General features: G+C 71.5%; 13 protein-coding genes. 5 read left to right on the top strand and 8 right to left on the bottom strand.

The features are described 5' to 3' along the window. Window positions 1–85: 85 nt before the first annotated feature. The 4 genes from K304_RS29840 to K304_RS34105 all read right to left on the bottom strand — a co-directional run bounded on the left by K304_RS29840 (window position 86) and on the right by K304_RS34105 (window position 2,451). Window positions 86–1,291, bottom strand: coding sequence for an NAD(P)/FAD-dependent oxidoreductase (locus K304_RS29840; RefSeq protein WP_051308607.1), 1,206 nt, complete (start codon window positions 1,289–1,291; stop codon window positions 86–88). Beyond that, on the bottom strand, window positions 1,288–1,605 hold the full coding sequence (locus tag K304_RS34110; RefSeq protein WP_051308606.1) for a helix-turn-helix domain-containing protein: 318 nt from the start codon (window positions 1,603–1,605) through the stop codon (window positions 1,288–1,290). The genes K304_RS29840 and K304_RS34110 overlap by 4 nt, the downstream gene beginning before the upstream one ends. Beyond that, the gene (locus K304_RS0118595; RefSeq protein WP_027764984.1) at window positions 1,605–2,096 is read right to left on the bottom strand and encodes a DUF2975 domain-containing protein; all 492 of its coding nucleotides are present in this window, start codon (window positions 2,094–2,096) and stop codon (window positions 1,605–1,607) included. Before K304_RS0118595 ends, K304_RS34110 begins: the two co-directional genes overlap by 1 nt. A 145-nt stretch (window positions 2,097–2,241) precedes the next feature. After that, a complete protein-coding gene (locus K304_RS34105; RefSeq protein ID WP_486591725.1) occupies window positions 2,242–2,451 on the bottom strand; it encodes a TOBE domain-containing protein in 210 nt (69 codons plus the stop codon). Window positions 2,452–2,677: 226 nt separating this feature from the next. On the opposite strand from K304_RS34105, the gene K304_RS0118585 reads away from it, so the two are divergent. The 3 genes from K304_RS0118585 to K304_RS29825 all read left to right on the top strand — a co-directional run bounded on the left by K304_RS0118585 (window position 2,678) and on the right by K304_RS29825 (window position 6,034). Next, window positions 2,678–3,088 (top strand): helix-turn-helix transcriptional regulator, encoded by a 411-nt coding sequence (locus K304_RS0118585; protein ID WP_027764983.1) that lies wholly within the window; start codon window positions 2,678–2,680, stop codon window positions 3,086–3,088. Window positions 3,089–3,209: 121 nt separating this feature from the next. Continuing rightward, window positions 3,210–3,998 carry a molybdate ABC transporter substrate-binding protein gene (gene modA, locus K304_RS0118580; protein WP_027764982.1) on the top strand — a complete coding sequence of 263 codons (789 nt, stop codon included), beginning with the start codon at window positions 3,210–3,212 and terminating at the stop codon, window positions 3,996–3,998. Window positions 3,999–4,144: 146 nt separating this feature from the next. Next, window positions 4,145–6,034, top strand: a complete 1,890-nt coding sequence (locus K304_RS29825; RefSeq protein ID WP_051308614.1) for an ABC transporter permease — start codon at window positions 4,145–4,147, stop codon at window positions 6,032–6,034. Between the two features lie 23 nt (window positions 6,035–6,057). Here K304_RS29825 and K304_RS0118570 read toward each other — a convergent pair whose 3' ends face one another. From K304_RS0118570 to K304_RS0118555, 4 genes are all read right to left on the bottom strand, one after another. After that, complete coding sequence (locus K304_RS0118570; protein ID WP_027764981.1) at window positions 6,058–8,094, bottom strand: hypothetical protein; 2,037 nt, start codon at window positions 8,092–8,094, stop codon at window positions 6,058–6,060. A gap of 40 nt (window positions 8,095–8,134) precedes the next feature. Beyond that, on the bottom strand, window positions 8,135–9,376 hold the full coding sequence (locus K304_RS0118565) for an ATP-grasp domain-containing protein (RefSeq protein WP_027764980.1): 1,242 nt from the start codon (window positions 9,374–9,376) through the stop codon (window positions 8,135–8,137). A 499-nt stretch (window positions 9,377–9,875) separates the two neighbouring features. Beyond that, on the bottom strand, window positions 9,876–10,199 hold the full coding sequence (locus K304_RS0118560) for a hypothetical protein (protein WP_158687363.1): 324 nt from the start codon (window positions 10,197–10,199) through the stop codon (window positions 9,876–9,878). A 369-nt stretch (window positions 10,200–10,568) separates the two neighbouring features. Then, entirely contained in the window at window positions 10,569–10,781 is a 213-nt protein-coding gene (locus K304_RS0118555; protein WP_027764978.1) for a hypothetical protein, read from the bottom strand. Between the two features lie 355 nt (window positions 10,782–11,136). On the opposite strand from K304_RS0118555, the gene K304_RS32325 reads away from it, so the two are divergent. After that, the gene (locus K304_RS32325) at window positions 11,137–11,301 is read left to right on the top strand and encodes a hypothetical protein (RefSeq protein WP_486591724.1); all 165 of its coding nucleotides are present in this window, start codon (window positions 11,137–11,139) and stop codon (window positions 11,299–11,301) included. A 182-nt stretch (window positions 11,302–11,483) separates the two neighbouring features. After that, window positions 11,484–12,485 carry an IS481 family transposase gene (locus K304_RS0118545; RefSeq protein WP_051308604.1) on the top strand — a complete coding sequence of 334 codons (1,002 nt, stop codon included), beginning with the start codon at window positions 11,484–11,486 and terminating at the stop codon, window positions 12,483–12,485. The last annotated feature ends 273 nt before the right edge of the window (window positions 12,486–12,758 follow it).

Genomic DNA, 12,758 nt, shown 5'->3' with positions numbered 1-12,758 from the left:
GAGTACTGTCGCGCGCCCCGCCCGAACAGTGCTTCGACCCACCTCCGGTCGTCCGCCTAGGACCTGTCCGGGGCCCGGGGCGTCGTCAGGCGGGTGTCCGGCCGCCGCGGAGGGAACGGCCCGGCCGGGGCCGGCCGGGGGCGGGGGCGTCCGGGAAGGAACGGTCGCCGAAGAGGACGCGGCCGGCTGCGGCGCGTCCGAGCGGGGTGCGGAGAAGGGGGAACGCGGCGGCGGCCATCGCGGGGGTGCGCAGCTGTGCCAGCCCTCTGCGGAGGGTGAGCCGTCCCCGGAACGCGGCGCGCAGCGCGGCGCCGTCGTAGGCCGCCGCCGCGTGGCGGCCGCCGGTCCGCAGCGCGGTGTCGAGCACGGCCGCCGCGTGCTCCGACAGCCGCAGGCAGGGGTCCAGGCCGCCGGCGGTGAGGGGCGAGACCGCGCCCGCCGCGTCGCCGACCAGGAGTCCGTCGGCGCAACTGATCCTGCGCAGCACGCCGCCGACGGGGATGGGGCCGCCGCGCCGTTCCACCGACTCCGCCCGCCGCACGCCGGAGAGTCCGGGCGCCGACGCGCGGAACCGCTGCACCGCCCCGCGCAGGCCGTCCGGGAAGCGGTCGGCGTACCCGGCGACGCCGACATGGGCGTGCCGTCCGTCGTCCACCACCCAGGCCAGGTAGCCGGGGGCCAGCGAAGGGTCGAGCACGCAGTGGAACGTCGGTGGCCCGTCGCCGCCTCCGGGCAGCGCGAAGACCTCCTCGGCGCCGACCAGCAGGTGCCGGTTGCGGTCGAGGCCGAGGTCGCGGGCGACGCGGGAGCGGGCTCCGTCGGCCCCGACGACGAACCGGGCCCGGAGCACGGTGGAACCGTCGCGCCCGGCCAGGTGGAACGTGCCGCCGCCCAGGCGGCCGGCGTAGCGCGTGCCCAGGACCACGCGCACGCCGGCCGCGGCCGCGGCGTCGGCCGCCCCGGCGTAGAGCGGTCCCATGTCACCCACCCGGAACTCGTCGCGGTCGCTGACCAGTTCGACCGGTCGGCGCAGGTTCGGCGGGTAGAGCACGACCCGGCGTATCGGTGGGCCGAGGCGGTCCTGCGGGAGCGGGAAGTCGTCGAGCGTCTTCCGTACGAAGATCCCGGTGGTGCGGACGCCGGTCGTCAGACGCGTACGCCGTTCGGCCAGCACCACGTCGTGGCCCCGGCGGGCGAGGAGCGTCGCCGTGTGCAGCCCGGCCAGCCCCGCACCGACCACCAGGACGTCGGCGGAGGCGCGGGCCCCGAGGCCGGTTCCGGGGGCGCTCATCGGTGGGCGTCCCCGGCGGCCGCGTCGGTCAGGCCCGCCGCTCCGTCGTCGGCTGCATCGGTGGCGTCGGTCTGGTCGGCCCGGTCGGTCTGGTCGGTCTGGTCGGTACGGTCTGCCTCCCAGCGCAGCAGGTCGCCCGGCTGGCAGGCCAGTACCTCGCAGAGCGCCGCGAGCGTCGAGAAGCGCACCGCCTTCGCGCGGCCGTTCTTCAGCACCGCCAGGTTGGCCGGGGTGATCCCGACGCGCTCCGCGAGCTCTCCGACGGACATCTTGCGGCGGGCGAGCATCACGTCGACGTCGACGACGATCGGCATCAGATCACCTCGTCGAGTTCGGCCTGCATCTGCGACGCTTCGACGTCGCGCGCGACCGCCTGCGCCAGCAGCATCCGCAGTACCAGCACGATCAGTGCCACCGCGAAGACCCCGAGGGCGACCCCGCCCAGCATCAGCACGACGCCCGGCGCCACCTCCTCGCCCGGCGCGAGGACGGCGCCCAGCACGCACACCAGCAGGGCGGCGGCCGTGAAGGCGCCGATCACCACGTCGACGTACCGGAAGGCGGCGGGGGAGAACACCGTTCCCCGGCGCACCATCGTCACCAGCCGCCACACGCAGACCAGGACGGTCTGCGCCGCCACGACGCCGAGCACCACGATCACGACCACCGGAACGCGCCGGTCCGCCAGGCCGGCATCGTCCAGGTCGGCGGCCAGCAGCGTGGCCATCACGGTCTGCACGCCCACCGACCCGGCCAGCAGCGCCACGATCACCACCCGCAGCGCCAGCACCGTCAGCTTGCCCATCGCCACTCCCTCAATCGAACCACGATGGGAATCTATCGAGTTTCGATAGGTGAGGCAAGTGATCGGTTCGGCTGGGCTCGTCGGGCTCGTCGGGCTCGTCGGGTCGTGGTCCCGGCTCACCGGGCCGGGGTGCCCGGGGTGCCGGTCACCCCGGCGTCGCGAGTGACAGCTCCGTGGCCTTGACGAGTGCCGTGACGTCGGTGCCGGGGGCCAGGCCGAGATCGGTGACGGCTGCGTTGGTGATCACCGCCGTGAGGTGCCCGCCCCCGACGTCGACCGTTACGCCGGTCATGGCCTGGCCGGCTGTGAGCCGGGTGACGGTGCCGGGCAGTCTGTTGCGGATGCTCAGGTTCACGACGGAGACCTCCCTGATTGCCGGGGCGGGCGCGCCCTGCGCGTCGGACCGGGCCGGCATCTCCCGTCCCGTTGCGGCAGGGCGGCAGGCGCGCCCGAAGCGCCACCCGGATGCCGGCCGGGCTTCGGCGGTTCCTCCGGGTTCAGGCTCCGCCCTCTGTGCATCTGCCATGAAAGAGCGCCTATCATCTTGCAGATGCGAGGCTGTGGGGCCTAGCGTGAGGTATATGCAGTCCTACACGATCGGTCAGGCGGCGCGGCTGCTGGGTGTCAGCCCCGACACCGCACGCCGCTGGGCGGACGCCGGCCGGGTCGCGACCCACCGCGACGCGTCCGGACGCCGTCTCGTCGACGGCCGGGACCTGGCGTCCTTCGCGATCGAGGTCGCCCAGAGCGGCCAGGGGGGCCATGGGGGGCAGGACGAGGAGGAGCCCTTCACCTCCACCCGCAACGCCTTCCCCGGCATCATCACCTCCGTCCGGCTCGGCGACGTGGCGGCGCAGGTGGAGATCCAGGCCGGCCCACACCGGCTCGTCTCCCTGGTGACCCGGGAGGCCGTCGAGGAACTGGGCCTGGAGGTCGGCATGCGGGCCACCGCCCGCGTCAAGTCGACCAGCGTGCACATCGACCGCAGCTGAACCCGCAGCGCGTCCCCCCGGTCGCGTTCGGCCGTACCTGAGCCGGCTCCCCTACCCCACCGACATGCACGCGGCCCCCGGGCCTCCCGCCCTCCCGACCTCCTGGCGAAGGAGCCGATCGATGCCCTCTTCCCCCTCCGGGCGGCGCACCACCGTCGCACTGCTGACAGCCTCCCTGCTGGTGCCGCTGACCGCGTGCGGCTCCGGCACCGGGGGCTCCGGCACCGGCGACGGCACCCCGGCGAAGGAGAAGATCACGGTACTGGCGGCCGCGTCGCTGACCGACGTGTTCCAGGCCGCCGGGGCGACGTACGAGAAGACGCACCCCGGCACGGACGTCACCTTCTCCTTCGCCGGCTCGCAGGTCCTCGCCGCGCAGGTCTCGCAAGGGGCGCCCGCGGACGTGCTGGCGACCGCCAACACCGCAACCATGGACCGCGTGCGGGACGACACCGCGGAGCCGGTGGTCTTCGCCCGGAACCGTCTGGTGATCGTGACCCGGGAAGGCAACCCGGAGGACGTCGACGCGCTGGAGGACCTGGCGGACCCCGGACTGAAGGTCGTCCTGGCCGCGCCGGAGGTCCCGGTGGGCGACTACAGCGAGCAGATCCTCCGGCGGGAGGACCTGCGGGTGGAGCCCGTCTCCCGGGAGACCGACGTGCGCGCGGTCCTGTCCAAGGTCGAACTCGGCGAGGCCGACGCCGGACTCGTCTACCAGACCGACGCCGCGACCTCCCCCGACACGGTCGACGCGGTGAGGGTCCCGGATGCCCGGAACGAGATCGCGACGTATCCCGTCACCACCCTGAAATCCTCCGAACACGCCGAAGCCGCGCAGGATTTCGTCGACTGGCTGACCCGCCCGGAGGCTCAGCGGATCCTCCGTGAAGCAGGCTTCCAGAAGCCGTGAAACGCCCCCGCCGCGCCGCCGCGCCCGTCCGTTCCGGGGGGACGGGCGGGGGCGCGCGGCGCCCGGAACCGGGCGGGACCGACCGGCCCACCCGCCGGTGGGCCGGGGGCGCGAGGCACCGCCCGCCCGGCACCGGAGCGCCCGCCCTGCTCGCCGTACCCGCCGTGCTGGCCGTGGGATTCCTGGCCCTGCCGCTCGTCGGCATCCTGGCCCGCACCCCGTGGCCGGACCTCGCCGCGAACCTCACCGCCCCCGCGACCACGGAGGCGCTGCGCCTGTCGCTGCTGGTCTCCTTCTCGGCCCTCGGGCTCTCGCTGCTCCTCGGCGTTCCCCTCGCCTGGCTGCTGGCGCGCGCACGGTTCCCCGGCAAGGCGCTCGTCCGGTCGCTCGTCCTGCTGCCCATGGTGCTGCCCCCCACCGTCGGCGGAGTGGCACTGCTGCTGGCCTTCGGCCGCCGCGGCCTCCTCGGCCCGTGGCTGTACGACACCTTCGGCGTCACGCTGCCCTTCTCCACCGCCGGGGCCGTGGTCGCCGCGACGTTCGTCGCCATGCCCTTCCTCGTCATCAGCCTGGAAGGCGCGATCGGCGGGCTCCGCCCCCGCTACGAGGAGACCGCCGCCTCGCTCGGCGCCACCCCGGTCCGGGTGTTCCTCACCGTCACCCTCCCCATGGTCGCCCCCGGGCTGCTGGCCGGAGCGGCCCTGACCTGGGCCCGAGCACTGGGCGAGTTCGGCGCGACGATCACCTTCGCCGGCAACCTCCCCGGCACGACCCAGACCCTGCCGCTCAAGGTCTACCTGCTGCTGCAGGGACAGCCCGAGACCGCCACCTCGGTCTCCCTGCTGCTGCTGGTCATCGCCATGGGGGTGCTCGTCGCGCTCCGCGGCCGCTGGACCGGAACCCCCCGGGCCCGCGTCCAGCAGCCGTCCCCGACCACGGGCGAACCCGACCCCGCTCTCCCCCCGGTCGCCCGGGACGCACCGCCCTCCGACCCGCGCCGGGACTGCTCCCTCCAGGCCCGCGTCACCGGCTTCAACCACGTGGCGCTGGACGCCCCCGCCGGCACGACCCTGGCCGTCGTCGGCCCCAACGGAGCCGGGAAGACCACCCTGCTGCGCGCCCTGCTCGGTCTCACCTCCCGCTCCCACGCCGACATCCGCCTCGGCGACCGCGACGTCACCGGCACGGCCCCCCACCGCCGTGACATCGCCTGGGTCCCACAGGACGGCGCCCTCTTCCCCCACCTCACCGCGCTGGGCAACACCGCCTACGGGCTGCGCGCACACGGCGTCCCGCGGACCGAGGCCCGGCGCCACGCCCGGCAGTGGCTCGACCACCTGGGCGTCGGCGACCTCGCGCACCGCAGGCCCGGCCGCCTCTCCGGCGGCCAGGCCGGCCGCGTCGCCCTCGCCCGCGCCCTCGCCGCCCGGCCCCGCCTGCTGCTGCTCGACGAGCCCCTCGCCGCGCTGGACCAGACCACCCGCGCCCGCGTCCGGCACGCCCTGCGCAGTCACCTCGCGGCGTTCGGCGGCGTCTGCCTGATCGTCACCCACGACCCCGTCGAAGCCGTGTCCCTCGCCGACCGCGTCCTCGTGCTCGAGGACGGACGGCTGATCCAGGACGCGCCACCCACCGAACTCACGCGCTCGCCGCGCTCGCCCTGGGTCGCCCGCATGCTCGGCCGCAACGCCTGGACCGGAACCACCACCGCCACCGGCCTCGCCACCCGGGACGGCGGACACCTGCACGTCGCCGACCCGCTCCCCACGGGCGAAGAGGCCCTCGCCGTCATCCCGCCCGAAGCCGTCGCCCTCCACCGCGAACGGCCGTACGGCAGCCCCCGCAACGCCTGGCACGGCACCGTCCGCGAGCTCACCGCGTCCGGAAGCCGCACCCGCGTCCTCCTCACCACCGACGCGACCCCCGACCTCGTCGCCGAGATCACCCCGCAGGCCGCCGCCGAACTCGACCTCGCCGACGGCACCCGCGTCTGGGCCGTCGTCAAGGCCACCGAGACCACCCTCGTCCCCCTCTGACGCGCCTGCTGAAACCGCCGGTCTCAGGCCTCCAGCGTCGGGGGGCCTTCGAGGGCTTGCAGGGTGCCCGCGGGGAGCCGGTCGCCGCCCCAGCTGCGCTCGATGTAGCCGATGATCCGCGCGACGTCCTCGGCGGGCACCCGCTCCGGTTCGCCGTGCTCGAGCGGGTCGGCGTGGAAGATGTAGAGCCGCGACGCGAACTGGTCGAACGGCAGCGAGGCCTCGCCGAACCGCTCGCCGTTGCCCGCGGTGGAGACGACGACGCCGTCGCCCCAGTCCTGGCCGCTGTCGTTGTTCGGGTTGTAGAAGTACACCCGCATGACGTCCTGCGGGTCCGGCGCGACCCGCAGGATCGTGATCGCGTGCCAGCCGACGTAGCGGGCCGCGCTGTCGGTGACCGCGACGCCGGCGGGCTGCGGATGGATCAGCGGCTGGTCGCCGTTGAAGGACGGGTGGTAGCCGGCGTGGAACTGCCGCAGGAACTCGTCGAGGTCGACCAGGTTCCCGGTCGCGACGTCGACGTTGATGTGGAACCCGCGAGCCGACCACCAGCCGTGGAACTCGGGGTTGACCCACCGGTGCGGGTCCCCCGGACGGGTGGCGCAGCGCCGCCCCATCTCGGCGTAGATCCGGTCCAGGTGCGGGACCGCGATCAGCGACACGGGGTCCAGGTCCATCGGCAGCGTGGTCGCGACTCCGGACCCGCTCTCCTTCGACGAGATCGGCTGCCCCTCGAAGTGCATGATGATCTCGTCGTCGCGAGCCGCCCAGACCACCATCTGCAACAGGTAGTCCGGGTCGTTGTAGGACCACATCGACAGCGCGCGGGCCGACTGGCAGGTCGGGTTGTCGCCCTGGCCGACGCCGAGCGGCTGGCCCAGCATCGACAGCACCCCCGCGACCAGCCGCGCCTCCGGCCCCGGCACGTCGCCGAACACCGTCGTCAACCGCTCCCGTGCGACCGGGGACAGTTCGAGCGCCAGCTGGCGCCACAGCGCCGGCACGATCGGCGGCTCGTACAGGATGCCGCGGTCGAGCAGCAGCGCCAGCCCGTAGATGCACTGCGCGGTCTGCGGGTGCACGGCCACCTCGATCAGCCGGTGCACCAGGGGGCTGTAGCGCATCAGGCAGTTGCGGCCGGTGTCGGACAGCCCGAGCGCCTCCCCGACGAGGTAGTCGCTCTCGCGCAGGAGGAACCGGAGAAGTTCGGCGTGGTAGGGCGACACCAGGCCGGTGTCGTGCATCGCCCGCGCGAACCCGGTCGCCTCGTACTGCAGGCCGCCGTTGTCCATCGCCTCGAGCCGCGAGCGGAAGACGTCGACGCCCGGGTCCTCCCGGCACGCCTCGGTGGTCCCGAACAGGCTCGTGATGAGCCGGTCGATGCCCTGCCCCGACGTCGTGCCGAGATCCACGTCGGGGTCCTCGCGGTAGCCCGCGATCCGGGTGATCAGCGACTGCACGGCCTCGACCTGGATCGGGCGCTGGCGCAGGATCCGCCAGATTTCGTCGACCAGGTTGTCCAGGACGCTGTCGTAGCCGATCTCGTCGGCGAGGTGGTGGAAAAGGTCCCGGATGATCTGCGCGGTCCGGCCCTGCCGGGTCCGCTCCGCCTCGCCGGGCGGGGTGAACAGCAGCTCCAGATTCGTCGCCAGCACCTGCGACAGGAACTGGCGGGCGTCCTCGGCCGGGAGCGTCGGGTGCGCGTAGTCGCCGCGGGCCACCGCAAGCATCCGCAGCTCGCTGGTCGCTTCCATGACGACGGTGTCCGCGTCCGTGCTGTGCAGGCTCGGGCCGACCAGCGCCGGGACGAGGATCTCCGGTGAGGCCCAGTCCGTCTCCAGGAAGAGCCCCGCCTCCTCGATGGCCTGCGCCCTGGCCTGGACCGCGGCGGCGCCGCCCGGCTGGAGGAGTACCCGCCGCAGTGCTTCCAGGACCCGCCGCAGCTTCGTGTGCTTGCCGAAGTCGCGGGTCTCGGCCATGGCCTGGATGGCGTCGTCGAGTGAGGTCACGCGCTTGTCCAGCGTCGTGGCCGCACCGCTGACGTCGACGGTCGGTTCCACTAGGTCGTCCTCGGGTAGGTCTCCTGCGTCCATGGGGCCGTCAGACGTAGAAGTCGAGCTCTTCCTGCTTCTTCAACAGGTCGCGCATCCGGTACGGGTCATCGCCGAAGAAGTACACCAGACCCCAGTGCGTGCCGAACGCGGTCCGCTTGGTGACGGTCTCCTCGAGCGGCGTCGAGAGGTCGTGCGACTCGTAGTAGTCGTCGTCCTCGGTCTCCTCGGGGATCTGCAGTTCGCTGACGACACGGCGGCGCGGGTAGACCCCGAAGCAGCCGGCCACCCCGGACGCGTCGACGACCTCGCGCGGGAAGAAGGCGTCGATCTCCTCCTCCGTCGTCTTCGGGTCGAAGGCCAGCACCAGCCCATGGTAGGCGTTGAACCCGTACGCCCGCTCCAGAAGTTCGAAAACCTTGAAGCCCGGCGGCCGGTACGCGACCTCGCCGAAGTACATCTCGCCGTCACTGGTGACGAAATACTCCGGATGCACGAAGCCGAATTCGATGTCGAACGTCTTGATCAGCTTCTCGATCTGCGCCGTGATCTGCGCCCGGTGTTTCTCCAGCTCCGGCGTCGCCGGAACGAACACCGAATAGCCGAGCGTGACGTATTCGGAGATGTTGAGGAACTTGATCTTCCCGTTGTGCACCCACGCCTCGACCGCGAACTCCCAGCCGTCGAGGTGGGACTCCATGAGGACCGGGAACTCCTCGTCCGGAATCGTGTCGACCTCGTCCGGGGTACGGATGACGCGGTGCCCGAGGCATCCGGCCTTGTCGAACGCCTTGAGGTGGATCGGGTCGTTCGGGTCGCCGTCCAGCTTGAGCAGGGTCTGGTTGACGCGCTTGAGGAAGCGGATCACGTCGTCCCGGTCGTGGGCCTCCTCGAAGATCCCGACCCGGATGCCGCCGAGCTGCGCGCGGCGCTTCATCAGCGCCTTGTCACGCAGCAGCATGGCCTGACCGTACAGGCGCGGATTGTCCAGCAGGACCGAATTGATCGCCCCGGCCCATTCCACCGTTTCCTCGAACAGTGGGATGGCGACGTCGACGCCCTCCTTCTGCAGCGTCTCGGCGATCTCCATCGAGCGGTCGTTGAGCCGGTCGAAGTTCCACGGCACGTACGGTATGTCGTGCTCGATGCAATACTCCTCGGCCCATTCCGGCGCCACGACGACATAGCGCCGGTCGAACCGGTCGAGGGCCTCCACCGCGTTGAGACTCCAGCCGAGAAGCGCTACATAGCCTTTGTCCGGGTTCCAGCTGGCCGTTTCGCGCTGTGGCATGGACCTGTTCTCCTTCGGCGTGTGGACTCGTCGACGGGTGGCTGGCACCACCGTACCCGCGCCGGGCAAGCCCCTCACCCCCGCGCAGCCCCGGCAGCCGTCCCACCCCCGCGGGCACGCCGCCGCGACGGCTCCACGAGTCCTCCGTGGCGACGTCGAGGACGCGGTCGCGACGGAGAATCTCATGCCACGACGGGCGTCCGGCCGACCCGCCCCGGCCCTTACGCGACGCCTGCGCCCGGAACCTCACCCCTCCAGGCGAGCGGTACGAGGGGAGCACTCGCTGGACGTGGAGCGAGCATCGCCTTCACGCCGTAGACCACAGTCACACGGACCGTCACAGTCATGCGGACCTGCTCCGGGAGGGCCCGCCGTGATTCTCGCCGACGCGGCCGGCGACTCCCCGCCCGCGCGGTCGCACACACGGAGCGCCAGCGTCCGGCCGGCAGGGCACGGGGTCTGCTCAGGCGGGCCGCCAACGGAATACGCCGGCGCGAGGTCACTCCCGCTCGGCACAGGAAGGACGAGCAGCGGCCAGCCCGTCGACTCGACCCAGTTCGACATCCCAGGTGTCGTCGCCCGACACCTCGAAGGCTCCGTCATGCAGGGCGAAGACGCGAGCTGTTCCTTCTCCGACGGATGTCTGCGGACGGTCGGCGCGGTGGAAGGCTTCCGTGCGCAGTCGGAAGCTGCGGGGCTCCGCACAGTGCAGCCCGTGCAGCCCCCACGGTCCCCCGCCCGAGCCCGGTGCCGCGAGGTGAAAGTGACCGGAGGCGGCGCGGTCGCTGCCGTAGTAGGCGTGGGCGGCGGTGTAGGAAGCCATGCGGAGTTCGGCCACAGAGAGCGGGGTCCGAGCTGGAGCCTGACGTTCGGCAACGATGTCGACGCTTCCCCGGACGTCTGTGCCACCGGGGTGTGCTCCGTGGGAGGAGAACCATCGAGCGAGGCGCGGTCCGCCGCGCTGCACCCAGGTTTCGATCAGCTCACGGAACGCGGCCTCACGTCGGCTGGGGGTGTGCTGAGTCCCTGCCGACAGGATGGCTTCTCCCGCTCCAGCGAAGGCGCGGCAAAAGTCCTGGACCTGTCGTCGGGATACGCCGTGACGTGCGCCGCGCGGAGCGTGCCGTGCGCGCCGACGCCGATCGTCGTCCCGTCCTCCGAAGCCTTCAGGGCGACGCCTCGGGCATCGTGGCTATTCAATTCCCAAAAACCCCAAGACCCCTACCACTACAAACCCCAATGCAATGAAGGGAACGAAGAAGCGAGCGAATTTCTCATGTAGGCTAATTCCCCGCTCCCCAAAGAACGCGTAGTGGCTCGCCGTTGCAGCGTCTATCCATTTCTTGCGAAAGATGAGCACTAGGATTCCCCCAGTCAGGGGGAGGATGAACATGATGCGTTCCATCCATGTACTCTCTCCTTGCGTGTCGGTGGTGAATGACCAGGCCGCCACCCCGGAGGAACTCGCCCCTCTCCCCGGAGGGTGCCTAGAACTGGTTCCCCCGTTGGTGTTGCCGGCGGCCAGGCGAAGTAGCCAGTTCCTGTGGTGTGTCTCCAGTAGCCCGCGCCGTAGTCGTGCTCGGCGGAGGCCCACCTGTAACGCTGAGGTGGCAGTGGAGAGCCAACTGGCGCATACCCTTGTGCTGGCACCAAGCAGCCTGTGATACCCCGGAAGCGCATCGTGCCGTGGCCAGTGGAGCGGATGCGCGGCTTGGCGGCCGAGATGCCCACGCAGTACAAGGATCAAGCACGGTGAGTCGGTGAAGACCGTTTCCGAGCGTCTCGGTCACGCCAACGCGGCCATGACGCTCAACATCTACACCCACCTGTGGCCCGACTCCGAGGAGCGGACCCGGGCAGCGGTCGACAAGGCGTGCGCGGACCGCCCTGGAGAGCGGGACGCCGCCTCCGGAGAGGCGGCGTGACCGCGCTGAGCGCGTTGGTCCGCGTTGACGCCTTTGCGGACTCCCTGCGGACCGCAGTCGCCGCCTAGGTGTTGCGGGTCATGAGGTTGTAGACGCTGGGGCCGGTACGACGAGGGCGGGTCCTTCAGCGGCAGGATGAGAACCGCCAAGTCACTCGTCCGCCGTCACAAAGGACCCGCCCGGTGTCCCACCGTAATGCCCCGCTCTCGGTCGAAGGCCGTCGTCGTCTGGTCCGGCGCTGTCAGGACCGTCCCATCGCTCACGTCGCCGCGGAGATGGGCATCTCCAGGGCTTGTGCCAGCAAATGGGTGGGCCGGTACCGCCTCCACGGTGATCTCGGCCTGCTCGACCGGCCCAGCACGCCCCATCGTCAGCCCACCCGGACCCGGGGTGAGATCGTGGCCCGCATCGAGCGCATGCGCCGTGAGCACAAGTGGTCAGCGGCCCGCATCGCCTTCGAGCTCCGTGCCGTGGGCACGACCATCAGCCGCCGCACCGTCACACGGCACTTGCACCAGCTCGGGCTGAACCGCCGCCGCTTCATCGATCCCGACGGCGGCACCAACCGCACCGGCCGCACCATCACCGCCCGATGGCCAGGCCACATGATCCACCTCGACGTGAAGAAGACCGGACGCATACCCGGCGGCGGCGGATGGCGCCTCCACGGCCGCGGCAGCGAGCAGGCCAAACGCGTCGCCCGCACCAAGACCCGCGGCAGCAAGCCGGGCTACGTCTACCTCCACTCAGCCCTCGACGGCTTCTCCCGCCTGGCCTACACCGAAGCACTACCCGACGAGAAGGCCGCCACGGCGGTCGGGTTCCTCCACCGTGCACGGGCCTTCTTCGCCGCCCACGGCATCGACCGCATCCAGCGCATCGTCACCGACAACGGAGCCTGCTACCGCGCCGGCGACTTCGCCCGCGCCCTCCTCGGCTCACGCCACCAGCGCATCACGCCCTACACGCCACGGCACAACGGCAAAGTCGAGCGCTACCAGCGCATCCTGTCCGAAGAGTTCCTCTACGCCCGCTCATGGACATCCGAAAGCCACCGAGCACACGATCTGACCACCTGGAACGTCCACTACAACTACCATCGGCCGCACACTGCCGCCGGGAACCGCCCTCCAGCCTCCCGACTCCACACAGGCGTCACCAACCTCATGGCCTCATACACCTAGTCGCTCCGCCGCAGGTCAGGCCGTCCTGTGCGCACCGCTTAGAGCTCGTAACAGGATCTTGCCGAAGTTCCCTGGTCGGGCGTGACCGACGTGATGTCCAGCACGGGCTCCATGACAAGGCACTAGAAGATCCAAGGTCACCAAAGGTACCTGGCGGCACGGGCTGCAGGCCGTACGCAGTCACGGCGTCGAGTCGTTCCCGGCCTGAGTCTCAGGTGTGGCATCTGCTGCAGCCTCCAGCGGCATGAAACTCCTGGCGCCAATGCGCCCCCC

The organism is Streptomyces sp. CNS606, from assembly GCF_000426325.1.
This window is presented reverse-complemented; position numbering and strand designations above follow the sequence as displayed.